Origin of the sequence: Streptomyces sp. NBC_00086 (assembly GCF_026343255.1) — a bacterium.
Classification (GTDB): domain Bacteria; phylum Actinomycetota; class Actinomycetes; order Streptomycetales; family Streptomycetaceae; genus Streptomyces.
In genome coordinates this window covers 893,395-916,963 of sequence record NZ_JAPELZ010000001.1, presented here as the reverse complement: position 1 = coordinate 916,963, position 23,569 = coordinate 893,395, and the positions used below count along the sequence as shown (strand labels likewise).

Annotated in this window: 19 protein-coding genes and 1 pseudogene; 10 read left to right on the top strand and 10 right to left on the bottom strand. The window is 71.8% G+C overall.

Annotated elements, in window-relative coordinates; genetic code table 11:
- Positions 1 to 10 precede the first annotated feature (10 nt).
- From araD to OG276_RS04180, 4 genes are all read right to left on the bottom strand, one after another.
- On the bottom strand, positions 11 to 1,732 hold the full coding sequence (gene araD, locus OG276_RS04195; protein WP_266902845.1) for an L-arabinonate dehydratase: 1,722 nt from the start codon (positions 1,730 to 1,732) through the stop codon (positions 11 to 13).
- Positions 1,729 to 2,631: a dihydrodipicolinate synthase family protein gene (locus OG276_RS04190; protein ID WP_266902843.1), complete on the bottom strand. Its 903-nt coding sequence runs from the start codon at positions 2,629 to 2,631 to the stop codon at positions 1,729 to 1,731. The genes araD and OG276_RS04190 overlap by 4 nt, the downstream gene beginning before the upstream one ends.
- 2 nt (positions 2,632 to 2,633) lie before the next feature.
- Entirely contained in the window at positions 2,634 to 3,290 is a 657-nt protein-coding gene (locus OG276_RS04185; protein ID WP_266902841.1) for a GntR family transcriptional regulator, read from the bottom strand.
- 204 nt (positions 3,291 to 3,494) lie between these two features.
- Positions 3,495 to 4,319, bottom strand: coding sequence for an NAD(P)-dependent oxidoreductase (locus OG276_RS04180; protein ID WP_266902839.1), 825 nt, complete (start codon positions 4,317 to 4,319; stop codon positions 3,495 to 3,497).
- A 190-nt stretch (positions 4,320 to 4,509) separates the two neighbouring features.
- Between OG276_RS04180 and OG276_RS04175 the strand changes: the two genes are divergently transcribed.
- The 6 genes from OG276_RS04175 (at position 4,510) to OG276_RS04150 (ending at position 12,485) form a co-directional block, all read left to right on the top strand.
- Positions 4,510 to 5,709, top strand: coding sequence for a hypothetical protein (locus OG276_RS04175; RefSeq protein WP_266902837.1), 1,200 nt, complete (start codon positions 4,510 to 4,512; stop codon positions 5,707 to 5,709).
- 230 nt (positions 5,710 to 5,939) lie between these two features.
- Positions 5,940 to 8,864, top strand: a complete 2,925-nt coding sequence (locus tag OG276_RS04170; RefSeq protein WP_266902835.1) for a glycoside hydrolase family 48 protein — start codon at positions 5,940 to 5,942, stop codon at positions 8,862 to 8,864.
- Between the two features lie 356 nt (positions 8,865 to 9,220).
- Positions 9,221 to 10,804 carry a carbohydrate-binding protein gene (locus OG276_RS04165; protein WP_266902833.1) on the top strand — a complete coding sequence of 528 codons (1,584 nt, stop codon included), beginning with the start codon at positions 9,221 to 9,223 and terminating at the stop codon, positions 10,802 to 10,804.
- Positions 10,805 to 11,059: 255 nt separating this feature from the next.
- Positions 11,060 to 11,479 (top strand): aspartate 1-decarboxylase, encoded by a 420-nt coding sequence (gene panD / locus OG276_RS04160; protein ID WP_266902831.1) that lies wholly within the window; start codon positions 11,060 to 11,062, stop codon positions 11,477 to 11,479.
- A gap of 14 nt (positions 11,480 to 11,493) precedes the next feature.
- Positions 11,494 to 11,856: a GNAT family N-acetyltransferase gene (locus OG276_RS04155; protein WP_266902829.1), complete on the top strand. Its 363-nt coding sequence runs from the start codon at positions 11,494 to 11,496 to the stop codon at positions 11,854 to 11,856.
- On the top strand, positions 11,850 to 12,485 hold the full coding sequence (locus OG276_RS04150; protein WP_266902827.1) for an arylsulfatase: 636 nt from the start codon (positions 11,850 to 11,852) through the stop codon (positions 12,483 to 12,485). The genes OG276_RS04155 and OG276_RS04150 overlap by 7 nt, the downstream gene beginning before the upstream one ends.
- Before the next feature lie 305 nt (positions 12,486 to 12,790).
- On the opposite strand, the gene gndA is transcribed toward OG276_RS04150, so the two are convergent.
- Positions 12,791 to 14,236 (bottom strand): NADP-dependent phosphogluconate dehydrogenase, encoded by a 1,446-nt coding sequence (gene gndA, locus OG276_RS04145; RefSeq protein WP_266902825.1) that lies wholly within the window; start codon positions 14,234 to 14,236, stop codon positions 12,791 to 12,793.
- A gap of 207 nt (positions 14,237 to 14,443) precedes the next feature.
- Here gndA and OG276_RS04140 point away from each other — a divergent pair, with 207 nt between their 5' ends.
- Positions 14,444 to 15,709, top strand: coding sequence for a transglycosylase family protein (locus tag OG276_RS04140; RefSeq protein WP_266902823.1), 1,266 nt, complete (start codon positions 14,444 to 14,446; stop codon positions 15,707 to 15,709).
- A 117-nt stretch (positions 15,710 to 15,826) separates the two neighbouring features.
- On the opposite strand, the pseudogene OG276_RS04135 reads toward OG276_RS04140, so the two are convergent.
- Positions 15,827 to 16,639, bottom strand: a pseudogene (locus OG276_RS04135) (DMT family transporter); the annotation flags it as partial.
- 200 nt (positions 16,640 to 16,839) lie between these two features.
- On the opposite strand from OG276_RS04135, the gene OG276_RS04130 reads away from it, so the two are divergent.
- Positions 16,840 to 18,327 (top strand): SDR family NAD(P)-dependent oxidoreductase, encoded by a 1,488-nt coding sequence (locus tag OG276_RS04130; RefSeq protein WP_266902821.1) that lies wholly within the window; start codon positions 16,840 to 16,842, stop codon positions 18,325 to 18,327.
- A 121-nt stretch (positions 18,328 to 18,448) separates the two neighbouring features.
- On the opposite strand, the gene OG276_RS04125 is transcribed toward OG276_RS04130, so the two are convergent.
- Positions 18,449 to 18,796, bottom strand: a complete 348-nt coding sequence (locus OG276_RS04125) for a hypothetical protein (RefSeq protein WP_266912513.1) — start codon at positions 18,794 to 18,796, stop codon at positions 18,449 to 18,451.
- A 338-nt stretch (positions 18,797 to 19,134) separates the two neighbouring features.
- On the opposite strand from OG276_RS04125, the gene OG276_RS04120 reads away from it, so the two are divergent.
- Entirely contained in the window at positions 19,135 to 19,311 is a 177-nt protein-coding gene (locus OG276_RS04120) for a hypothetical protein (RefSeq protein ID WP_266902819.1), read from the top strand.
- A 244-nt stretch (positions 19,312 to 19,555) separates the two neighbouring features.
- Complete coding sequence (locus tag OG276_RS04115) at positions 19,556 to 20,539, top strand: NAD-dependent epimerase/dehydratase family protein (RefSeq protein ID WP_266902817.1); 984 nt, start codon at positions 19,556 to 19,558, stop codon at positions 20,537 to 20,539.
- Here the strand turns inward: OG276_RS04115 and OG276_RS04110 are convergent.
- The 3 genes from OG276_RS04110 to OG276_RS04100 are packed head-to-tail and all read right to left on the bottom strand — an operon-like array spanning position 20,525 to position 23,489.
- A complete protein-coding gene (locus OG276_RS04110) occupies positions 20,525 to 21,976 on the bottom strand; it encodes a lipase maturation factor family protein (protein ID WP_266902815.1) in 1,452 nt (483 codons plus the stop codon). The genes OG276_RS04115 and OG276_RS04110 overlap by 15 nt on opposite strands.
- Entirely contained in the window at positions 21,934 to 22,536 is a 603-nt protein-coding gene (locus tag OG276_RS04105) for a DUF1990 family protein (RefSeq protein ID WP_266902814.1), read from the bottom strand. The genes OG276_RS04110 and OG276_RS04105 overlap by 43 nt, the downstream gene beginning before the upstream one ends.
- The gene (locus OG276_RS04100; protein WP_266902812.1) at positions 22,533 to 23,489 is read right to left on the bottom strand and encodes a YndJ family protein; all 957 of its coding nucleotides are present in this window, start codon (positions 23,487 to 23,489) and stop codon (positions 22,533 to 22,535) included. Before OG276_RS04100 ends, OG276_RS04105 begins: the two co-directional genes overlap by 4 nt.
- Between the last annotated feature and the right edge of the window lie 80 nt (positions 23,490 to 23,569).

Sequence of the window (23,569 nt, the reverse complement as noted above, 5' to 3'; positions counted from 1 at the left end):
CGCGAAGGGATCAGCCCGCGTAGGGATCGGGAGTCGCCCCGGGCCGGGCCAGGAACTCGAAGTCGCATCCGGTGTCGGCCTGGGTGATCTGCTCGGTGTAGAGCGCCCCGTAGCCGCGCTCGTAGCGGGCCGGCGGCGGGGTCCACGCCTCGCGCCGATGCGCCAACTCGTTCTCGGAGACGTGCAGATGAAGGGAGCGCGTCTCGACGTCGAGGGTGATGGTGTCGCCCGTGCGAACCAGGGCGAGCGGCCCGCCGACGTACGACTCGGGCGCCACGTGGAGCACGCACGCGCCGTAACTCGTGCCGCTCATACGGGCGTCGGAGATCCGGACCATGTCCCGTACGCCCTGCTCCAGCAGGTACGTGGGGATCGGCAGCATCCCGTACTCCGGCATCCCCGGGCCGCCCTTCGGCCCGGAGCCCCGTAGTACGAGCACATGGTCCGCGGTGATCTCGAGCGCCGGGTCGTCGATGGTCCGCTGCATCGTGCGGTAGTCGTCGAAGACCACGGCCGGGCCCGTGTGCTTGAGCAGGTGCGGCTCGGCGGCGATGTGCTTGATGACCGCGCCGTCCGGGCAGAGGTTCCCGCGCAGCACCGCGACCCCGCCCTCGGGTGCGAGGGGCCGTTCGCGCTCCCGGATCACCTCGTCGTTGTGCACGCGGGCGCCGTCGAGCTGTTCCCGCAGCGTGTCGTGGGAGACGGTCGGCCGGTCGAGGTGCAGCACGTCGGTGAGCCGGGAGAGGAAGGCGGGCATGCCGCCGGCGAAGTGGAAGTCCTCCATGAGGAACCGCCCGCCGGGGCGGAGGTCGGCCAGCACCGGAACGGTCCGCGCGATGCGGTCGAAGTCGTCCAGCGTGAGCTTCACCCCCGAACGGCCGGCCATGGCGATCAGGTGGATGACCGCGTTCGTCGACCCGCCGAGCGCCAGGACGGCGGCGACCGCGTCCTCGTACGCCTCCCGGTTCAAGATCGCGGACAGTCGCCGGTCCTGCCGTACGAGCTCCACGATCCGCATCCCCGAGGCGGCCGCCATCCGGTCGTGGCCCGAGTCGACCGCCGGGATCGAGGAGGCGCCCGGCACGGTCACTCCGAGGGTCTCGGCGGCGGCGGTGAGCGTGGAGGCCGTGCCCATCGTCATGCAGTGGCCGGGGGAGCGGGCCAGCCCGCTCTCCAGTTCGGCCATTTCGCAGTCGCCGATCAGGCCCGCCCGCTTGTCGTCCCAGTACTTCCACATGTCGGTGCCGGAACCGAGGGTCTCGCCCCGCCAATGGCCCGGCAGCATGGGCCCGGCCGGCACGAAGACGGTCGGCAGATCCACCGAGGCCGCGCCCATCAGCAGTGCCGGTGTCGACTTGTCGCAGCCGCCGAGGAGAACCGCGCCGTCGACGGGATAGGAGCGCAGCAGCTCCTCCGTCTCCATCGCGAGGAGGTTGCGGTAGAGCATCGGCGTCGGCTTCTGGAAGGTCTCGGAGAGAGTGGAGACCGGGAATTCGAGCGGGAAGCCACCGGCTTGCCACACGCCCCGCTTCACGGCCTGCGCGCGGTCCCGGAGATGGACGTGGCAGGGATTGATGTCGGACCAGGTGTTGAGGATCGCCACCACCGGCTTGCCCATGTGCTCCTCGGGGAGGTAGCCGAGCTGGCGCGTGCGGGCGCGGTGGCTGAACGAGCGCAGTCCGTCCGTCCCGTACCACTGGTGGCTGCGCAACTGGTCGGGTCGCAGGCTCATGTCCGCCATCCGGCGGCTATCGCGGCAACCTCGGCGCGCGCGGATACGGGCAGCTCGCGGCTGGGCGGGCGGATGTCGCGCCGGCACAGACCGAGCGAGGCGAGGGCCTCCTTGACGACGGTGACGTTGTCGGCGCTGCCGTTGGCGGCCCGCAGCTCCTCGAAGCGGCGGATCCGCTCCCACACCTTCATGGCGGCCGGGTAGTCGCCGGCCCGCAGGGCGGACAGCATCTCCAGGGAGAGCGCGGGACAGACGTTGACCAGGCCGGAGGTGAAGCCCGTCGCACCTCCCGCGAAGTAGGAAGGGGCGTACGGTTCCGCGAGCCCCGCCACCCAGACGAAGCGCTCCAGCCCCGCGTCACGGGCGAAACCGGCGAACCGGGCCGCGTCCGGGACGGCGTACTTCACTCCGACCACGTTCGGGCAGGCGTCGCCCAGCTCCGCGAGCCGCACGCCGCTCAGTTGTGCATTGCGGATGTAGGGGACGATGCCGAGTTCGGGCACGGCCTCGGCGATGGCCCGGTGGTAGTCGACCCAGCCGTCCTCGGAGACGTACGGGTGCACGGGCTGGTGCACCATCAGCATCGGTGCTCCGCAGGCGCGTGCGTGCCGGGCGGCCGCGACCGCCGTCGGCACGTCGTGCCCCACACCGACCAGGACCGCGGCGTTCCCGCCCGCCTCCTCGATGGTCAACTCCGTCACCCGCAAGCGTTCTTCGGGTGTCAGGGCATAGAACTCACCGGTGTTCCCGTTCGGGGTGAGCGTGCGCACGCCGCCGTCGATCAGGCGGCGAAGCAGCGCGCGGTGCGCGCCGGTGTCCAGATCGCCCGCAGCGGTGAAGGGCGTGACCGGGATGGCCACGACATCGGCGAGTGCGGTCCTCAGGGTCTCGAAGGTCATGGTCACTCGCTGTCCTGGGGGAAGGCGTCCTGGGGGAAGGCGCGCTGGACGAAGGAGGCGATGTGGTCGTGGACGGCCCGGCCGGCCAGGTCCGCGTCACCGGCGGCGGCGAGGCGCAGGATCTCCTCGTGTTCGGCGGCCTCGCGCTCCCAGGAAGGAACGGCGGCCCAGGCGACGGTGGAAACGAGGGCGGCCTGGTCGCGGACCTCGTCGAGCATCCGGCCGAGCAGGGGGTTGCCGCAGGGCAGGTAGAGAGCCCGGTGGAACTCCCGGTTGGCGAGCGAGCGTTCCGCGGGGTCCTCGGCTCCTGCGGCCCGCAGCAGCGCCTCGCGCGCCGCGTCGAGCGGGGCGCGGGCGGCCACCGTGCGGCGGACCGCCTCCGGTTCCAGGAGCAGTCGTACGTCGTACACCTCGCGGGCCATGTCGGCGTCGACCATGCGCACGGTGACGCCCTTGTACTGGCTGACCACGACGAGCCCGGTGCCCGCGAGGGTCTTGAGCGCCTCGCGGACCGGAGTCTTGGACACCCCGAAGTGGGCGGCGAGTTCGGTTTCGACCAGGGCCTGACCGGGACTCAGGGTTCCGGTCAGGATGTCGTGCTTGATCGCCTCCAGGACGTACTGGGTGCGGGACGGGATGGGGCTCGGGGCGAAGGCCATGACGCACTCTCAGATCTCGTGTATCGCGTCTCATATATGATGTACGAAGAGCAATGACGAGAAGCTAAGCCGCAGTTGGTGTTTCGTCAATGCTTCGCGCACGAGTCGTGGAAAGCGCTTACTACGTGCTTACTACGTGCTTACTACGTGCTTACTACGTGCTTACCAGGCGCTTGCCGCGCGCCTGCTGCGCGGTCGGGGCCGTCAGTGCGGCCAGCGCGGCGGGTCGGTGCAGAAGCGGCCGCCCAGGTACAGGCCGTCCGGGTCGTCCTCGCCCGGGACTCCCTGCCGGGCGATGAGCCGCTGCGCGAACCGCTCCGAATCGTCCTGCGGTTCGTATCCGATGGACCGCGCCGAGGAAAGGTCCCACCACAGCCGGGTGTTGGCGGAGGAGCCGTAGACGACCGTGTGCCCGACGTCCTCGGCGGTGAGTGCCGCATGGAGGAGCCGTGCGCAGTCGGCGGGGCTCAGCCACATCGACAGCATCCGGACCGTGGTCGGCTCGGGGAAGCAGGAGCCGACCCGCACCGATACGGTCTCGATGCCGTGCAGGTCCCAGTAGAGCTGGGCCAGATCCTCGCCGAAGCACTTGGACAAGCCGTAGAAGCTGTCCGGCCGGCGCGGGGTGCCGACGGGGATCAGCGGGTCGTCCCCGCTCGGCGGCGGGGTGAAGCCGACGGCGTGGTTGCTGGAGGCGAAGACGACGCGGCGCACCCCCTCCTCGCGGGCCGCCTCGTAGAGGTGGTGCAGGCCGGTGACGTTGGCGGCCATTACCTTTTCGAAGGTGGACTCCAGGGATATCCCCGCGAGGTGAATGACCGCGTCGACGCCCCGGACGGCCTCCCGCAGTGCCTCGCGGTCGGCGAGGTCGGCGACGATCGCGTCCGGTGCGCCGTCGACCGGTACCAGGTCGAGCAGGCGGAGCCGGTAGCCGTAGGCGGGCAGCAGTTCGCGCATCAGGGTGCCGACGCCCCCGGCCGCACCGGTGAGCAGGATGATCCGGGGCGTAGGCGTGTGTGAGGTCTCCATGCGGAGAACGTAGTCACATACGTGAACGCGAGGAAGAGCGTTCCCGGAGATCGCCAACCGTAGGCGCCCAGGCGGAGGCGGTGCTTGACGATGTCTCGAGCAGGTGCCTACTGTTCGCAACGCTCATGGACATGACCGGAGTTCACAGGTCTGAACATTCCCGAATCCACACACAGGCGGTGAGGTTCCGATGGTGACGGCGACCGGATACGCGTATCCCTGGGACTTCGCCGGTGATCCCGCAGCGGCCGAGCGGGCGCGCGAGGCCGGCGTGGAGACCGTGGCCGTCGCCGCGAACTACCACAGCACCCGCGCCGCCACCCCGCTCCACCCGCGCCACCGGCTGGTGGACGCCGAACACGCCGCCTGCTACCTCCCGGTCCGCCCCGCCGCCTGGCAGGGCATGAGGCTGGTGCCCCGAGTTCCCCGATGGACCGTACCCGACTCCTTCACCGTGGCCCGGAAGGCTCTCGTCGCGGCGGGACTGCGGGTCGCCGCATGGACCGTCCTCACCCACAACAGCGTGCTGGGGCGCGAGAATCCGGACCTCGTGCGGCGCAACGCCTTCGGTGAGCCGTACCCCTACGCCCTGTGCCCGCAGGCACCCCAGGTCGCCGACTACTGCGCGACCCTCGTGCACGAGGTCGCCCTGCTCGGCGAGGCCGACGGTCTGATCCTGGAGGCCGCCGGTCCGCTGGGAGTGGATCACGGAGGCCATCACGACAAGACCGAGTTCGCCCAGTGGACCACCGTCCAGCGCCAGTTGCTCTCGCTGTGCTTCTGCGCCTCCTGCCGGCGCCTCCAGCGGGCGTCCGGCCTCGATCCCGAACGCGTCGCGGCTCAGGTCCGTGCGGCGCTCGGGCCGCCGCAGTCGCCGCCGAAGAGTCCCGAAGAAGCCCTGGGGGCGCAGACGGCCGCCGTGCTGCGCGCGGGCGCCGACGCGTCCGCCTCCGCCCTGCACGCCCGACTGGTCGCCACCGCGCGAACCGCCGCGCCCGGCATCCGCGTCACCCTGCACGGCTCCGCGTCCCCCTGGGCCACCGGGGCCTTCGCGCCCGTCGGGCCGACCGTGGCCGAGGGCATCGACGCGGTGGTCGCCAACTGCTGGGCGGTCGACTCCGAGGCCGGCTCCGGCTCCGACTACGGCTCCGTCTCCGGCCCCGGCGGTGGTGCGGTTGCCGCCCTCCGTGATCTGGCGCCACCCGCCACCGCCGTCGGCGGCTACTTCCGTCCCGAGACCCTGCCCGCGGAGGAGGAGGGCCTCGGCGCGCTGGCCGCCCGATTGGTCGCCGCCGGCCTGAGCGAGGCACACCTCTACCACCTCGGCCTGGTCCCGCTCGCGGGCCTCGACCGTTTGCGCGGCCTTGTCGCCGCCCTGCGGAGCGCGTGAGCCGTACGGAACCCGGACGGGCTCGGGGGTTTCGTACGGACTCAACTGTCTTCAAATAGCGGACAGTTGAGCAAATTCCTCGGAGGAATACCTTCGACTCTTCGCGCATCTTGACGCAGCTGGGCAGGGTCTGCACAGTGGGAGCGCTCCCACTGATTCGGAACTTGTGCTCCCGCTCTTCGCACGCCCCCCACCCCCACCCTCCCCGAGCCGCGAGGAGAACCATCCGCATGTCCGCACATCCCCCACCCAGGCCACGCGTCCGTCGCACACTGCTGACGGCATCGGCCACCGCCCTCGCCCTTTCCCTCCCCCTGGGCCTCACGGCCGTCGGCGCCACCACCGCCGCGGCCGCGGCGGTGCAGTGCAGCGTCGACTACAAGACCAACGACTGGGGTTCGGGCTTCACCGCCGAGCTCACCCTCACCAACCGGTCCGCCACGACCCTCGACGGGTGGACCCTGACCTACGACTACGCGGGCAACCAGCAACTCACCAACGGCTGGAACGGCACGTGGACCCAGTCCGGCAAGACCGTCAGAGTCGCGGCTCCGGACTGGAGCAAGACCCTCGCCGCAGGCGCGGCCGTCACGGCCGGCGCCCAGTTCGGCTACAGCGGGACCAACACCGCCCCCTCCTCGTTCGCGGTCAACGGCACCCCGTGCACCGGAGCCCACCAGCCCCCGGTCGCCGTGCTGACCAGCCCCGCCCCCGGCGCCGTCTACACGGTGGGCGCCGCTGTCCCGCTCGCCGCCACCGCCGCGGCGGCCGACGGCGCCACCGTGGGCAAGGTCGAGTTCTACAGCGACACCACGCTCCTGGGCACGGACACCACGGCGCCCTTCACCCTCGGCGCCACCGGCCTCGCCGCCGGCGCCCACTCCCTCTACGCCAAGGCCTACGACAGCCTCGGAGCCTCCGGCGAGTCGGCTCCCGTCGGCATCACGGTCGCCGCCGGCCCCGCCCTCGTCGCGGCCCCCGCGCAGCTCTCCGTACGCCGGGGGGAGACGGCCGCCTTCGACCTGAAGCTCTCCAAGCAGCCGGCCGCGAACGTCACGGTGGGCGTGGCCCGCGCCTCGGGCAACACCGACCTCACGGCGACACCCGCCGAGCTCACCTTCACCCCGGCCAACTGGAACACCGCCCAGAAGGTGACCGTCACCGCCGGGGCCACCGGCAGCGGCTCCGCCGTCTTCACCGCGACGGCCCCGGGTCACACCACAACCGAGGTGACGGTGGCCCAGTTGGCCGCCGACTCCACGTACGACGCCCGCTTCCTCGACCTCCACGGGAAGATCACCAACCCGGCCAACGGCTACTTCTCGCCCGAGGGCATCCCGTACCACTCCGTCGAGACGCTGATCGTGGAGGCCCCGGACCAGGGGCACGAGACCACCTCGGAGGCCTACAGCTACCTGATCTGGCTGCAGGCGATGTACGGGAAGATCACCGGAGACTGGACCAAGTTCAACGGCGCGTGGGACGTCATGGAGAAGTTCATGATCCCCACCCATGCCGACCAGCCCACGACCGGCGCCTACAACGCCTCCAAGCCCGCCACCTACGCCCCCGAGCACGACCTTCCCTCGCAGTACCCGGCCAAGCTCGACGGAGGGGTCGCCTCCGGCGTGGACCCGATCGCAGGCGAGCTGAAGAGCGCGTACGGCACGGACGACATCTACGGCATGCACTGGCTCCAGGACGTCGACAACGTCTACGGCTTCGGCAACGAGCCCGGAAAGTGCTCCGCCGGACCGACCGCGACCGGACCCTCGTACATCAACACCTTCCAGCGCGGACCCGAGGAGTCGGTCTGGGAGACCGTTCCGCACCCCACCTGCGACAAGTTCGCCTACGGCGGCAGGAACGGCTACCTCGACCTCTTCACCGGGGACTCCTCCTACGCCAAGCAGTGGAAGTTCACCAACGCCCCGGACGCCGACGCGCGCGCCGTCCAGGCCGCGTACTGGGCGGACATCTGGGCCAAGCAGCAGGGGAAGGGGTCCCAGGTCACCGGGACCGTCTCCAAGGCGGCCAAGATGGGCGACTACCTGCGGTACTCCATGTTCGACAAGTACTTCAAGAAGGCCGGGAACTGTGTCGGCCCGACCGTCTGCCCCGCCGGCACGGGCAAGGACAGCGCGCACTACCTGATGTCCTGGTACTACGCCTGGGGCGGCGCCACCGACACCGCGGCCGCCTGGTCCTGGCGGATCGGCTCCAGCCACGCCCACGGCGGCTACCAGAACCCGCTCGCCGCCTACGCGCTGAGCGAGTACGCCCCGCTGAAGCCCAAGTCGGCGACCGGCTCGGCGGACTGGGCGACCAGCCTCGACCGGCAGCTGGAGTTCTACCGCTGGCTCCAGTCCGACGAGGGCGCCATCGCGGGCGGCGCGACCAACAGCTGGCAGGGGCGGTACGCGCAGCCCCCGGCCGGGACCCCCACCTTCCACGGGCTCTTCTACGACGAGAAGCCCGTCTACCAGGACCCGGCGTCCAACCAGTGGTTCGGGTTCCAGGCCTGGTCGATGGAGCGGGTCGCCGAGCTGTACCAGCAGACGGGGGACGCCGCCGCCAAGACCGTGCTCGACAAGTGGGTCGGCTGGGCCCTGTCGAAGACCACGGTCAACCCCGACGGCACCTACCGCATCCCCTCCACCCTCAAGTGGTCCGGCGCCCCCGACACCTGGAACGCGTCGGCGCCCGGCGCCAACTCGGGCCTGCACGTCACCGTCGCGGACTACACCGACGACGTGGGCGTGGCCGCCGCCTACGCCAAGACCCTCACCTACTACGCCGCGAAGTCCGGCAACGCCGAGGCCAAGCGGGTCGCGAAGGCCCTCCTCGACGGCATGTGGGCCCACCACCAGGACCCCCTGGGCGTCGCCGTCCAGGAGACGCGGACCGACTACAGCCGCTTCGCCAACCCGGTGTACGTGCCCAGCGCGTGGACGGGCACGATGCCGAACGGCGACACGGTGAACCCCTCGTCCACCTTCGCCTCGATCCGCACCTTCTACCAGGACGACCCGGCCTGGCCGAAGATCGAGGCCTATCTCGCGGGCGGCGCCGCGCCCGTCTTCACGTACCACCGGTTCTGGGCCCAGGCGGACATCGCCCTGGCCATGGGCTCGTACGCGGAGCTGCTCGAATAGCAGCCGCCCCGCCCGGAGACGGCTCCGCGTACGACGAGGCCGGGCAGCCCGAGAGGGCCTGCCCGGCCTCCACGCATCCATGATCTGCCCCTCGGCACCCGTTCACCGGTATTGACGTGGACATGACGTCTTCGTAGGATAGTAAGCGCTTTCTGTATCTCACCGAGCGCGCCGCATGCCATTCCCCGTGACGGGGCTGCGGAGAGGCGCAGGGGACGCTTGAACGGCCTCGTTCGGTACTTTCGTCAACACCCGCGGCCGTCCCCTGTGCAGCAAGCGCTTTCTGTTTCTCGGTCGAGAGCCGCACTGTCATGCCTGCATACAGGCGACCACGGAGAAGGAACGAGACCCCCCCCATGAAACCGAGCTCCCCCCTGTCCTTACTCGCCTGCGCCGCTCTGGCGGTCGGCGCGTTCGTGGCGCTGCCCGGTGGCACGGCCACAGCCGCCCCTGTCCGCTACGAGGCCGAGGCCTCGCCCGCGCTCTGTACCGGCACCATCGACTCCGACTGGGCCGGCTACTCCGGCAGCGGATTCTGCAACGGGACCAACGCGGTCGGTTCCTACGCTCAGTTCACGGTGAACGCCCCCACCTCGGGTACCGCGACGCTGAAGGTCCGCTTCGCCAACGGGACCACCACCGCAAGGCCCGCGGCCGTCACGGTGAACGGCTCGGCGGCCGCATCCGCTTCGTTCGAGAGCACCGGCACCTGGGCGACATGGGCGACGAAGACGCTCGCGCTGCCCCTCGCGTCGGGCAGCAACACCATCCGGCTCAGCCCCACGGCCTCCGCGGGCCTGCCCAACGTCGACTCCCTCGACGTCGAGGTGGACGACACCACCCCGCCGCCGACGGGCGCCGCGCTGTACGTGGCGCCGAACGGCAGCGATGGCGCGGACGGTACGCAATCGGCCCCGACCACGCTCACCTCGGCGATCAGCCGCGTCCCTGCCGGTGGAACGATCTACCTGCGTGGCGGGACCTACCGCTACTCCCAGACGATCACCATCCCGCAGGGCAGGAACGGGACGCCGAGCGCCCGCACACAGCTGTCCGCCTACCCCGGTGAGCAGCCGGTGCTGAACTTCTCGGCCATGGCCGAGGACCCGGCGAACCGGGGGCTCGCCGTGAACGGGTCGTACTGGCACGTCAAGGGCATCGTGGTCGAACGAGCCGGTGACAACGGGATCTTCGTCGGCGGCAGCAACAACGTCTTCGAGCGCACGGTGACGCGCTTCAACCGGGACACCGGGCTGCAGCTCTCGCGGATGGCCTCCACCACCCCGCGCGACCAGTGGCCCTCCAACAACCTCGTGCTGAGCGCGGAGTCGCACGACAACGCCGATTCCGACGGCGAGGACGCCGACGGCTTCGCGGCGAAGCTGACCGTCGGTCCCGGGAACGTCTTCCGCTACGCGGTGGCCCACAACAACATCGACGACGGCTGGGACCTCTACACCAAGACCGACACCGGCCCCATCGGTCCGGTCACCATCGAGGACTCCCTCGCCTACGGCAACGGCACCCTCTCCGACGGCACCGTGAACTCCAACGGTGACCGCAACGGCTACAAGCTCGGCGGAGAGGACATCAAGGTCGACCACGTCGTCCGGCGCAGCATCGCCTATCGCAACGGCAAGCACGGGTTCACGTACAACAGCAACCCCGGCACCATGTCGGTGTCGGCCAACGTCAGCATCGACAACGCTCAGCGCAACTACTCCTTCGATGCGGGTACTTCGGTGTTCCGCAACAACGTCTCGTGCCGCAGCGGCAGCGGCACGAACGACAGGACCATCGGCGACGCCGACAGCTCGAACCAGTTCTGGTCCGGCTCCAACGGATCGCGGTGCTCCTCCTTCACCGGCGCCCTGAACTGGTCCTTCGCCGCCGACGGCCGGCTCGCCGTCACTTTCGGCGGCACGCCGGTATCTCCGTAGCCGATCGCGTCACCGGCCCGGCCGGTCCATCCGGTTCCCTCCGGGTGGACCCGCCGGGCACTGACCCGGGCGGTGGGGCGAGAAGGGCGCCGAGAGTCCTGGGAAGAGCAGACGTGGGAAGAGCAGACGTGGGATGAGCAGGCGTGGGATGAGCAGACGTGGAAGAGCTGACCGGACACGCGATGGGTTGTAATCTGCGGAGACCGCCCTTGACCTGCGAAGCAGGCAGGGAGCAGACAAACCGGGAGTGAGTTCATGCTGCGCACCATGTTCAAGTCCAAGATCCACCGGGCCACCGTCACCCAGGCCGACCTGCACTACGTCGGGTCCGTGACCATCGACGCCGATCTCCTCGACGCGGCGGATCTGCTGCCCGGCGAGCTCGTGCACATCGTGGACATCACCAACGGGGCACGGCTGGAGACCTACGTCATCCGGGGCGAGCGCGGATCCGGGGTCATCGGGATCAACGGGGCCGCCGCGCACCTCGTGCACCCCGGTGACCTGGTCATCCTCATCAGCTACGGGCAGATGGAGGACGCCGAGGCGCGCGTGTTCGAGCCGCGCGTCGTTCACGTCGACGGCGACAATCGCATCATCGAGCTGGGTGTGGATCCGTCCGCCCCGGTTCCGGGAACGGACCAGAAGCGCAGCCCCCACGCCGTGGCTGTCTGAGGGGAGTCGGGACGATGTCGCAGACCGGGTCGAGCGAATCGATCAAGATCGTGGACGACCGGGCGGCCGGGCGGCTGTCGGCCGTCGAGGACGGGGCGGTGGTCGGGCACATCGCCTACTTCGTGCTCGCCGAGTCGCCCCACGCCCTCGTGGCGGTCCACACCATCGTCGAACCGGGGCACGAGGGCCGCGGGATCGCCGGGAACCTGGTGAAGACCTTCTACGGGATCGCGGCCGACGAGGGCGTGCCCGTCGTCCCGCTCTGCCCGTATGCCGCGAGCTGGGCCGCCAAACACCCCGAGCAGGCGCCCGAGGCGCCGACCGGGGTGGTGGCCGCCGCCAAGGCGCAGCTCGACTCGGACTCCGACCTGTGGTGACGCCCGCCGCGCCGGACCTGACCCTGCTGCACACCTCGCCCGTGCACGTGCCGGTCTTCGACGCCCTGCGCGACCGGCACCACCCGGGCGCCGTCCTGCGCCACCTGGTGGTGCCGGAGCTGCTGGATCGGGCCCGCGTGCTGGGGCCCGCGTCGCAGACCCCGGCCGTGCGGGAGCTGCTGGCGGGCTCCGGCGGGCCCGTCCTGGTCACCTGCTCCTCGATCGGCGCCGTCGGCGAGTCGCTGGCCGGGGAGCTCGGCGTGCCGGTGCTCCGGGTCGACCGCCCGCTGGCGGCCGCCGCGGTCCGTACCGGGCCGCGGATCCTCGTACTGGCCACCGTGGAGTCGACGCTGGCCCCGACGGTGGAGCTGCTGGAGGAGGAGGCCGGGAGGGCCGGCCGCCCGGTGTCGATCCGTACCCGCGTGGTCGACGGGGCCTGGGACCGCTTCGCGGCGGGCGACGCGGCCGGGTGTCTCGGGCTCGTGGCCGCCGCGGCGGACGAGGTCGCGGATGCGGACGTCATCGTCCTCGCCCAGGTGTCCATGGCGGGCGCGCAGGCCCTGGTCACCACCGCCGTGCCAGTCCTGGCCAGCCCCGCTTCCGGCCTCGCGGCCGCTCTGGGGGACTAGGCGGTCTCTTCCGGATCTTGCCGGGCCCGCGGGGCCTGCCCGGCGGGCGCCGGGACCGGGACCGGGGGAGGCTGGAGGTATGACACAGCCTCCCGTCCCCGCCCCGGTCCCGGTCCCGAATCCGTTCCCGGATCCGGGACCGCTGCCGCGGCCCGAGCCGCCGACGCCGGGTCCGGTGCCCGAGCCCGACCCGATTCCGCCGCCGCCCGGCCCCGCGCCGCAGCCCGCGCCCGAGCCGCTGAGCTGACGCGGAGCCGCTGAGCCGGCCCGGAACCGGCCCGGCCGGTCCAGGTCGCCCTGCCGCGTCAGTCCGTACGGACTTCGGAGCGGTCGCCGCTCCACAGCGTGTGGTACGAGCCCTCGCGGTCGGTGCGCCGGTAGGTGTGCGCCCCGAAGAAGTCGCGCTGCCCCTGGGTCAGGGCCGCCGGGAGCCGCTCCGAGCGCAGGGCGTCGTAGTACGCCAGCGAGGCCGCGAAGGCCGGCACCGGGATGCCCTGGCGGACCGCCGCCACCAGCACCTCGCGCCAGTCGTGCTGGGCGGCGCCGATCTCGTCGGCGAAGCCCGCGTCCGCCAGCAGGCTCGGCAGCTCCGGCCGGGCGTCGTACGCGGCGCGGATCCGGTCCAGGAACGCGGCCCGGATGATGCAGCCCCCGCGCCACAGCGAGGCCACGGCGCCCGGGTCCACGCCCCAGCCGTACTCCTCGCTGCCGGCCTGGATCTGGTGGAAGCCCTGCGTGTACGAGACGATCTTCGAGGCGTACAGGGCCTGCTCCACCTGGGCGGCGAAGGCGTCCGCGGCCTCGGCGGAGAGCGGCTCCGCCTCCGGGCCGGCCAGCCCCCGCGCGGCCGTACGCAGCTCCCCGTGGCCCGAAACCGCACGGGCGAAGACCGCCTCGGCGATTCCGGACACCGGCACGCCCAGGTCGAGGGCGATCTGCACGGTCCAGCGGCCGGTGCCCTTCTGCTCGGCGGCGTCGGCGACCACGTCCACGAACGGCAGACCGGTCGCGGCGTCCGTGTGCGCGAGCACCTCGGCGGTGATCTCGATCAGGTACGAATCCAGCCGGCCCCTGTTCCAGGAGCGGAAGGTCTCGGCGATCTTCGCGGGGGAGTAGCCGGCCACCGCGCGCAGCAGGTGGTAGGCCTCCGCGATCAGCTGCATGTCGGCGTACTCGATGCCGTTGTGCACCATCTTCACGAAGTGCCCGGCGCCGTCGGGGCCCACGTGCGAGGTGCAGGGGGTGCCGTCGGCGGCCTTGGCGGAGATCTTCTCCAGCAGCGGGCCGAGCGAGGCGTAGGACTCCTCGGATCCGCCGGGCATGATGCTCGGGCCGAGCAGCGCGCCCTCCTCGCCGCCCGAGATGCCGACGCCCACGAAGTGCAGGCCCTGCTCGCGCAGCTCCTTCTCACGGCGGCGGGTGTCCTCGAAGTGGGCGTTCCCGCCGTCGATGATCACGTCGCCCGGCTCCAGCAGCGGGGCGAACTCGCGGATCACCGCGTCGGTCGGCTCACCGGCCTTCACCATGATGATCAGACGGCGCGGGCGCTCCAGCGCGTCCACGAACTCCTTCGCGGACCCGGCGGCCACGAAGGAGCCCTCGTGCCCGAACTCCTCCACGAGCGCCGTGGTCTTGGCGGTGGTGCGGTTGTGGACGGCGACGGTGAAGCCGTTGCGGGCGAAGTTGCGGGCGAGGTTGCTGCCCATCACCGCGAGTCCGGTGACGCCGATCTGGGCCGTGCTGCTGGTCATGTGCGTGCGCTCCTGAGTGCGTCGACAGTGCATTCGATGTGCGGAGGAATGCAGGAACACCGACGCTACCCCGGCGGAGATCCTTACCGGTGTCCCACATTCGGCGCGAAACCAACTTCCGCCCGAACGCGTTGTGTTGTTCGCCTTGTCATGCCCCGGTCGTGGCGTTAGGTTGCGAGATTCCTGATGTCTTCGATGGGGGCTCCCATGGGTGTACGGGGCCGGCACCGCCGGTATCAGCCGAGCAGCATCAACCGTGCTTCGCTCGTCGTCACCGCCGGCGGGGCCGGAATAGCACTGCCCCTGATCGGAGCGGGCACGGCGCACGCCGCCTCGCTGGACACGTGGAGCAAGGTCGCCGCCTGCGAATCCACGAGCAACTGGCACATCAACACCGGCAACGGCTACTACGGCGGACTGCAGTTCAGCCAGAGCACCTGGCGCGCCTTCGGCGGAGCCGCGTACGCGGCCCGCGCCGATCTGGCCACCAAGGAACAGCAGATCGCCGTGGCGGAGAAGGTGCTGAAGGGTCAGGGGCCGCAGGCCTGGCCGGTCTGCGGGAAGCAGGCCGGACTCAGCCGCAGCGGCCCGGCCCCCGCGCTCGGTGCGCAGGGCAAGGCGACGGGCCCGGGGAAGGCGACGGCTCCGAAGGTCGCGGCTCAGGCCGCCCCGAAGGCCGCTCCGAAGCCGGCCGCGAAGGCCGCTCCGCAGAGCACGACGCCCCGCCCGGCCGGGACTCCCGTCCTGCCCAGCCCCTACGTCGTCGCTCCCGGGGACTCGCTGTCGGAGATCGCCACCGAGCAGCACGTCGAGGGCGGCTGGCAGTCCCTGTACGCGACCAACCGGGCCGTCGTCGGCGGCGATCCGGACCTGATCTTCCCCGGGCAGCGGCTCACCCTGCGCGTCACGGCCGCACCGGTCGCGCCGCCCGCGCCGAACCCGGAGAAGCCGCCTCGCACGGCAGAGCCCGTGAAGCCCGTGGCGCCGACGAAACCCGCCGAGCAGGCGGGAAGGAAACCGGCCGGAAAGCCTGCCGAGAAGCCGGACGAAAAACCGCAGACCCCCTCCGGAGCCTTCAGCGCCCCGGTCGACGCGGGCCTCGGCACCGGCTACCGGGTCTCGGGCTCGTCCTGGTCCAGCGGCTACCACACCGGCGTGGACTTCCCGGTGGCCACCGGCACCTCCGTCAAGGCCGTCAGCAGCGGGCAGGTCGTCTCAGCGGGCTGGGCCGGTGCGTACGGGTACCAGGTCGTCATCCGGCACACCGACGGCCGGTACTCCCAGTACGCGCACCTCTCGGCGCTCTCGGTCAAGGCCGGCTCGGCGGTCTCCGGCGGGCAGCGGATCGGCCGCTCCGGCTCGACCGGCAACTCGACCGGGCCGCACCTGCACTTCGAGATGCGCACGGGCCCCGGCTACGGCACCGACATCGACCCGCTGAAGTACCTGCGGGCCCACGGAGTCTCCATCTGAGGACGGGACCGGAGCCGGGGCCCCGGCGGAAGCCGGAGTCCGGGCCGGGGCCACGGCCGGAGCCGTGGCCGGCGCCGGTTCCGACGGTACGAGCCCACGCGCGCCCCGGGGCGCGACGGTGAGCAGGACGAGCCCGGTCGCCGCCGCCGCCGCGCTCACCAGCGCCGCGGCGACGCCGGCCGTCCCGTAGCGGAAGCCCTCGTCGAACAGTGCGATGCCGACCGCCGCCGCGACCACCGGATTGGCCACCGTCACGGTGGCCAGCGGCGCGGTCAGCCCGGCGCCGCGGTAGGCCGCCTGCGACAGCAGCAGTCCGGTGGCGGCCAGCGCGGCGATCGCGGTCAGCTCCGGCCACAGCGTGACCAGCGCGTCCGGGGCGAAGCTCTCCGCCACCGACTTCGTGAACACCGAGGCCATCCCGAAGGCGGCCCCCGCCGCGGTGGCCAGCAGCACGCTGTGCGCGGTGACCCGCCGCACCCGGCGCGCGGCCAGGAACAGTACGGACACCAGGGCGCCGGTCGCCGTCAGGAGCAGGCTCTGCTCCCCGCCCGACAGGGACTGCTCGGCCCGCCCGCCCCCGCCCGTCAGGGCCAGCAGGCCCGCCAGCCCGGCCGTGGCCAGGACGGCCCCGCGCCAGGCGGCCGCTCCGGCCCGGCGTCGTACGAAAACAGCTGCCATCGGGAGCGCGAAGACGATGGTGAGGGCACCGAGCGGCTGCACCAGGCTCAGCGGCCCGTAGGCCAGCGCCACCACGTGCAGCAGGGCGCCGAGGCCGTTCAGCGCGATCGCGGCGTACCAGGCGGGCCGGCGCACCGGCGCGTACGGCCGGCCCGTCGTACCGGACGCGACCCGCTCCTGGACGATCGCTCCGGCCGCATACGCCACGGCGGACACCAGGCACAGCAGGACCGAAAACGCTAGGGCACTCATAAAAGTCACAATGCCCGAGTCGGGAGAGCTATTCCTCCCCCTGAAGGCGGGCACGGGTACGCCCCTGGTCGTACTCCGAACGCAGTAGTCGCGAGCGCGGGCGTGCGTTTGTCTTCCCGCCCGGGGGATCCGTACACTAGCCCTTTTGGGGACTTCCGCATCCGGCGGACGCGGACGACTGATCAAGGAACGCAGCGGGTATGACGGTGACCGAAGACAGCCAGGAGCAGGGCCACGCCTTCGGGCCCGGCATCGACCCGGACCGCCTGGCCCTCTGCCTGAGCGTGCTCGACGAGCTCGACAAGCTCGACGTCGACCACCCGGACGCGATCACCGTGCGCCGCGCCACCGCCGGGCTGTACCGGACGGTCAAGCAGCGCCGCCGCCAGGACCGCCGCGCCGCCAAGACCGCCAACGACAGGGCCGTCACCGAGGCGACCGCGACCGGCTCCGCCGAGCGCATCGACGACGAGACCGAGGGCCTGCTGCCCTCCTCGGTCACGGAGGCCGGACGGATCGCCGGAATCCTCCAGCGCCCTCGCTCCTGCTACGTCTGCAAGACGCGCTACGTCGAGGTCGACTACTTCTACCACCAGCTCTGCCAGGACTGCGCCACCCTGAACCGGACCAAGCGGGAGGCCCGCGCCGACCTCACCGGCAAGCGCGCCCTGCTCACCGGCGGCCGGGCCAAGATCGGCATGTACATCGCGCTGCGGCTGCTGCGCGACGGCGCCCACACCACGATCACCACCCGCTTCCCCAAGGACGCCATCCGCCGCTTCAAGGCGATGGAGGACTCCGCGGACTGGATGCACCGCCTGGAGGTCGTCGGCATCGACCTTCGCGACCCGGCCCAGTCCGTGGCCCTCGCCGACCAGGTGGCCGCGGCCGGCCCGCTCGACATCCTGATCAACAACGCGACGCAGACCGTACGCCGCCTGCCCAGCGCATACGCGGCGCTGGTCGAGGGGGAGAGCGCCCCGCTGCCGGCCGGCGAGCTTCCCTCCCACCACGTCATCGGCGCCTTCAACTCCGGAGCGGTCGACGGCCTGGCGGCCCTGCCCATCGGCGTGAGCGGGCTCGAGGCGCAGCAGGTCGCCGACCTGGCCCTGGTCGCGGGCAATGCCAGCCTGGAGCGCCACATCGCCGGAACCGCCATCGACGCGGGCGGCCTGCTGCCCGATGTCGTCGACAGCAACACCTGGGTGCAGACCATCGACCAGATCTCCCCGGTGGAGCTGCTCGAAACCCAGCTGTGCAACTACACCTCGCCGTTCATCCTGATCAGCGCGCTGCGGCCTGCCATGGCCGAGGCGGCCCGGAAGTCGGACGGCGGGCGGGCGTACATCGTGAACGTCTCCGCGATGGAGGGCGTCTTCAGCCGCGGCTACAAGGGCGCGGGACACCCGAACACCAACGCGGCCAAGGCCGCGATGAACATGGTGACGCGGACCAGCGGCCAGGAGATGTTCCAGGCCGACCGGATCCTGATGACCTCGGTCGACACGGGCTGGATCACCGACGAGCGCCCGCACTTCGACAAGCTCCGCCTCGCCGAGGAGGGCTTCCACGCCCCCCTCGACCTGGTCGACGGTGCGGCCCGGGTCTACGACCCGATCGTCCGCGGCGAGCTCGGCGAGGACCTGTACGGCGTCTTCCTCAAGGACTACGCACCCGCCAACTGGTAGGCCGCGCGTACGGGGGGCGCCCGATCCGCGCCGCCTGCCCCGTGCCGCTTGCCACCTGCCCCGTCTCACATGAGCGCCCCCGGTCCCCCTCCCCGTGAGGGCGGCCGGGGGCGCTCCCCGTTCAGGCCGTGCGGCCGTAGGCCCCCGCGGCGACCAGTTCCAGCACCGGGCGCCAGTCCTCCAGCACGCCCGCGTCCAGGCCCGCGGACCGGCCCGCTTCGGCCGCGTGCGCGAGGGACTCCGCGTCGGGGTCCGGTCCGGGGGCCGGTGCGCCGGGTCCGTTGAGGCGTACGAGCCGTGCCACCCGCTCGCCCAGCAGGGGGCGGATCGCCTCCGCGGGGTGGTCGATCAACAGCCCCGCGACCTGCAGTTCCTTGTCGAAGGGGTGCGAACGGCGCAGCAGCGCCGCCACCCGCAGCCCGTGGCCGTCGCCATGCTCGTCGGCATGCCCACCGCGCAACAGGTCCATCAGTTCCCCGACGCTTCCGACGTCCACCGGCACTTCGGACTTCGCCACTGTCGATCCTTCCGTCGCCCGACCGCGCATCACCCGTATGGCGCCGTCGAGCAGATCAGCCCTACACGACGCGCCGCCGTGCGAGGTGATGAACTCGTGGAGAAAACAAGCTGTCCGGAGCGGATTTTACCTTTCCATCGAGCGGGGGTGCGCTCATATGTGTACTCTGAACGCCATGAGAGCCCCACACGGGCACTCGCTCCACCAAGGCGCCACCGCGTCCGGAAACCCCTCTTCCCGCACCGACGCGCGGTTCGCGCGCCGGGTTACGCGACACAAAGGAGTGCGCGGTGACGCCAGAACTGACGACGACCGACAAGGCAGCCGGAGAACGGACGGGGACGCGGAGCACGAAGCGCCCCGAGACCCTCGGCAACCTGGAGGTCTGGGCCCGGTCCGCTCCGATCCGTCTCGCCGGCTACGAGGACGACCTCGCGGAGCCGCACATCCTGCCCGGCATCGACTAGACACCCTCCAGACCCGTACGGTGCGGTCCGCCCGTCGTCCCCGGTGTGAAGACCCGGGGCGGCGGGCGGAGGCCTGTCCTCCACGGCTGACCGGCCCTCAGGAAGCCTTCGGCGGGGGATCGGTGGCGGGTCCCTTACATGTCGCAGGGCGCCCGGAAGTTCCCGCTAGCGGTACGCCGTGGGCGTCATCGCTGTGGGCGATCAAGGGTTATGCGCACCCCCGGTCCCGGGCAGGCTGACCCGCATGAAGCTGCTGATGCTGGGTGGAACCGAATTCGTCGGGCGCGCGATCACCGAAGACGCCCTGAGCCGCGGGTGGGACGTCACCGTCTTCCACCGCGGGCACCACGCGCCGCCGCCGGGGACCACGGCCCTGCACGGGGACCGCACCGCCCCCGGCGGCCTGGACGCCCTCGCCGAGGGGGAGTGGGACCTCGTCGTCGACACCTGGGGCAGCGCGCCCACCGCCGTGCGCGACAGCGCCCGCCTGCTGTCCGGCCGGGTCGGCCAGTACGTGTACATATCCAGCCGCTCGGTGTACGCCTACCCCGCCCCCGCCGGTCTGGACGAGGGCGGCCCGCTGGTGGAGGGCTCGCCCGACGCGGAGGCCACCGCCTACCCGGCGGACAAGCGCGGCGGTGAACTCGCCGCCCTGGACGCCTTCGGCGACCGCGCCCTGCTGGTGCGCGCCGGGCTGATCATCGGCCCGTACGAGAACGTCGGCCGGCTGCCCTGGTGGCTGAACCGAGTCGCCCGCGGCGGCCCCTTCCTCGCGCCCGGGCGCCCCGACCTGCCGCTCCAGTACATCGACGTACGCGACCTCGCGCGCTGGTCCCTCGACGCGGCGGAGGCCGGTCTCGGCGGGGCCTACAACGCGATCTCCCCGGTCGGCCACACCACCATGGCCGGCTTCCTGGAGGCCTGCGCCGCCGCCACCGGCTCCGACGCGGAACCGCGCTGGATCGACGCCGAGGTGCTCGAGAAGGCCGGCGTCGAGCCCTGGATCGAGCTGCCCGTCTGGGTTCTCGAAGGCGAAATGCACGACTTCATGTTCGGCGGGGACGTCACCAAGGCCCTGGCGGCGGGCCTCGTCTGCCGCCCCGTGGAGGAGACCGCGGCCGACACCTGGACCTGGCTGCAGTCCCTCGGCGGAGTCGCTCCCCTGCGCTCCGACCGGCCGATGAAGGGCATATCGGCGGAGCGGGAGGCGGCGCTACTCGGGCTCTGACCGGGGCTGCGACCAGGACGCCTCCGCGAGCCGGGTCGGCGGCAGGTACTCGCGCACCAGTGTGCGGTGCCACCACGCCCCGGTCTCGCGCAGTTCCCGCCAGGTCGTGAACCGGTAGCGGTACAGCCGTGCCCGGACGTAGAGCGGCGGTGCGTCCGGGAAGGGGTTGTACCGGATCAGCTTCAGGGTGTCCCGGTCGCCCGCCAGCAGTCGCTCCACGAACGGCCCGAACCAGTCGCGGGCGTAGCCCGGGGAGAGCGCCGCGAACCACATGAGCCAGTCGAGGCGCAGGTGGTACGGGGCGAACTGGCGCGGGATCCGGCGCACGTCGCCCGGCTTGCCCTTGAACCCGTACTCCCGCCACGCGCCGTCCTCCCGGGGCCGCCGGTCCGCGGTCCCCTCCACCACCACCTCCTCGCGGATCCGGCCCACCGTGCCGAACGCCCCGTAGGTGTTGACCAGGTGGAGGGGGTCGAAGGACCGGTTCATGACCTGGCCGCGGGAGATCATGTTGGCCACCGGATGCCGGCTCAGCACGAGCACCAGCGCGGTCGTCGCGCACACGAGCACCACGTACCAGAGCGGCCCCTCCCGGGAGGCGGCCGACGGCGGGTCGCCCGCGAGCGCGCTGAAGTCGAAGGCCGGCAGGGCCGCCGTGATCGTGATCCAGTTCAGCCAGGCGAAGTTCCCCGACACCACCAGCCACAGCTGGGTCGCCACGATGATCCCGGCGGCGTACGAGGCCACCGGCTGCGGGGTGAACAGCAGGACGGGCACGACCAGTTGGGTCACGTGGTTCGCGGCGCACTCCACCCGGTGCAGCGGCTTCGGCAGATGGTGGAAGAACCAGCTCAGCGGACCGGGCATCGGCTGCGTCTCGTGATGGAAGTACAGGCAGGTGAGCCGGCGCCAGCAGGGGTCGCCCCGCATCTTGATGAGCCCGGCGCCGAACTCCACCCGGAAGACCACCCAGCGCAGCAGCCAGAGCACCAGTACCGGCGGCCCGGCCCGCGCGTTGCCGAGGAACACGGCCAGGAAGCCGACCTCCAGCAGCAGGGACTCCCAGCCGAAGGAGTACCAGGTCTGCCCGACATTGACGATCGACAGGTACAGCAGCCACAGCAGCGCCCACATCGCCATCGCCGCACCCAGCGGCACCGCGTCCCCGGCCCCCGCGGCGAGCGCCGCCGCCAGGGCCGCCCCGGTCCAGGCGCAGACGGCGAAGAACCGGTCGGAGTAGTGCAGGTGGAACAGGCTCGGGGCGCGGCGGAAGGGCACGTACCGCAGGTGGCGCGGCACGGGCAGCATCCCGTGCGCCCCGATCAGTGCCCGGAACTGCAGGGCGGCACCGGCGAAGGCGACGAGGTAGACACCGGCCAGGGCCCGCTGGAAGATCAGCCGCCCCAGCCAGTATCCGGGTGCCGTGAACCAGTCCATCGCCTCCAGTATCGGGCCGGCGCGGGCGGGGTGCCCGTGGCGAGGCGTCGCACGTACCGCCCGAGGTGGCGGGCGTAGGCCTGCTGGAGGAAGGGGACGACCGGGCCGGCGAGGCGGGTATACCAGCTTCCCGGGCGACTGAAGGCGGTCACCTCGAACCACACCGAGCCGTCCGGCTCCATGTCCACCACGAAGGACTCCTCGCCGCACTCGGGATGCCCGGTGAGCGTCCCGTACGCGAAACCGGTCCGCCGGGGCTCGTAGGCGGTCCAGATGACCTCGCACGGAGCGTTGATCCGCACCGGGCCGATGCCGATCCCGACCACGACCCGGTCGCCGGGCCGGACGGGGAACGCACCGGCGGTGACGAGCATGCCCGAGGCGCGGTGCGCGCGGAAGGTGGTGAGGGCGGCCCCGGCGGCCTGGAAGGCGGCCTGCCCCTGCCCGACCCGGGCGCGGTGGTGGGTGAAGTTGTACCCGTCGGGCAGCGGCCGCCGGGCGGTGGCGCCCCGGTCGGGGTAGTTGAAGGTGCTGCGGCCCTCGCTGATGAGGCGGGTCATGCCGGGATCTCCGTTCGGTCGGGCAGGGTGGGCAGGGCGGGTGGTGCGGGGAGGACGGGTGGTGCGGCCCCCGCAGGCGGTCCGGGTCGGCGGGTGGTCAGCCGGCGCCAGGCCAGCAGCGAGCACAGGCCGAAGCCGAGGGCGTTGCCGAGGCCGTGGGTGGCGGCCATCCAGGTCAGGGTCGGGTGCACGATCCCGGTGGCCTCTCCGAGCGCCCACCACAGGGCGAGCAGCATGGTGGCCACCAGGACGGCCGCCGAGGTCGCGAGCAGTGCCCCGGTGATCCGGTCGCGCACGGCGGCTCCGGGGCGGACGTCCCGCCAGGTCAGCAGGGCCACCGCCCACATGCCGCCGGTCAGCGTCACCGCGCCCGCCAGTTCGGCCCAGTCGTCGATGAAGTAGCCGAGCAGCACGAGCGCCGTCCCGGCCGGCACGCTGTACGCCGCCCAGCGCGCGAGGGCCCCGGCGGCGGAGGCCCGGCACACCAGCCCGGCGACAAGGGCCGCGGCGAAACCGGCGAAGTGGAAGTGCGGCACGGTCAGGGCCAGGATGTCCAGGTCGAAGCCGAAGAGCCGGTGTCCGGCGCGTTCGGCGACCAGGGCGGTCCCGGCGACCGAGGGCGCCACGAGTGCGGTGAGCACGGCCACCTCGGCGGGTCCCGGAGCCCGCCCGGGTGCGCCGGTACGGGGTACGCTCCGCGCCGACGGGGCCAGGGCCCGTACCGCCGGGACCACGGCCCGTACCGCGAGGGTCAGGGTGGCCGCCGCGTAGAGCGCGGCGAGGGCGGTGGCCGGGGCTCCCCGGGGCAGCCACAGGCAGACCGCTCCGGGGGCCGCGAACAGCGGCCACAGCCGGGCCGTCCGGCCGAACCGGCCCGGATCGATCAGGCGCAGGCCGGCCGGGACGACGTACAGCATGCCCAGGGTGACGATCAGATTCACGAGCACGGTCACCGAGGATCCCCCTCCCAGGAACGAACGCATTGAACGCGTTCAACTCACGATCGTGAGCCTAGACCCTCTCTTGAACATGT

Coding starts and splice junctions, on each gene's coding strand:
- araD (WP_266902845.1), bottom strand. CDS start 1,732: ATGAGCCTGCGACCCGACCAGTTGCGCAGCCACCAGTGGTACGGGACG.
- OG276_RS04190 (WP_266902843.1), bottom strand. CDS start 2,631: ATGACCTTCGAGACCCTGAGGACCGCACTCGCCGATGTCGTGGCCATC.
- OG276_RS04185 (WP_266902841.1), bottom strand. CDS start 3,290: ATGGCCTTCGCCCCGAGCCCCATCCCGTCCCGCACCCAGTACGTCCTG.
- OG276_RS04180 (WP_266902839.1), bottom strand. CDS start 4,319: ATGGAGACCTCACACACGCCTACGCCCCGGATCATCCTGCTCACCGGT.
- OG276_RS04175 (WP_266902837.1), top strand. CDS start 4,510: ATGGTGACGGCGACCGGATACGCGTATCCCTGGGACTTCGCCGGTGAT.
- OG276_RS04170 (WP_266902835.1), top strand. CDS start 5,940: ATGTCCGCACATCCCCCACCCAGGCCACGCGTCCGTCGCACACTGCTG.
- OG276_RS04165 (WP_266902833.1), top strand. CDS start 9,221: ATGAAACCGAGCTCCCCCCTGTCCTTACTCGCCTGCGCCGCTCTGGCG.
- panD (WP_266902831.1), top strand. CDS start 11,060: ATGCTGCGCACCATGTTCAAGTCCAAGATCCACCGGGCCACCGTCACC.
- OG276_RS04155 (WP_266902829.1), top strand. CDS start 11,494: ATGTCGCAGACCGGGTCGAGCGAATCGATCAAGATCGTGGACGACCGG.
- gndA (WP_266902825.1), bottom strand. CDS start 14,236: ATGACCAGCAGCACGGCCCAGATCGGCGTCACCGGACTCGCGGTGATG.
- OG276_RS04140 (WP_266902823.1), top strand. CDS start 14,444: ATGGGTGTACGGGGCCGGCACCGCCGGTATCAGCCGAGCAGCATCAAC.
- OG276_RS04130 (WP_266902821.1), top strand. CDS start 16,840: ATGACGGTGACCGAAGACAGCCAGGAGCAGGGCCACGCCTTCGGGCCC.
- OG276_RS04125 (WP_266912513.1), bottom strand. CDS start 18,796: ATGGACCTGTTGCGCGGTGGGCATGCCGACGAGCATGGCGACGGCCAC.
- OG276_RS04115 (WP_266902817.1), top strand. CDS start 19,556: ATGAAGCTGCTGATGCTGGGTGGAACCGAATTCGTCGGGCGCGCGATC.
- OG276_RS04110 (WP_266902815.1), bottom strand. CDS start 21,976: ATGGACTGGTTCACGGCACCCGGATACTGGCTGGGGCGGCTGATCTTC.
- OG276_RS04105 (WP_266902814.1), bottom strand. CDS start 22,536: ATGACCCGCCTCATCAGCGAGGGCCGCAGCACCTTCAACTACCCCGAC.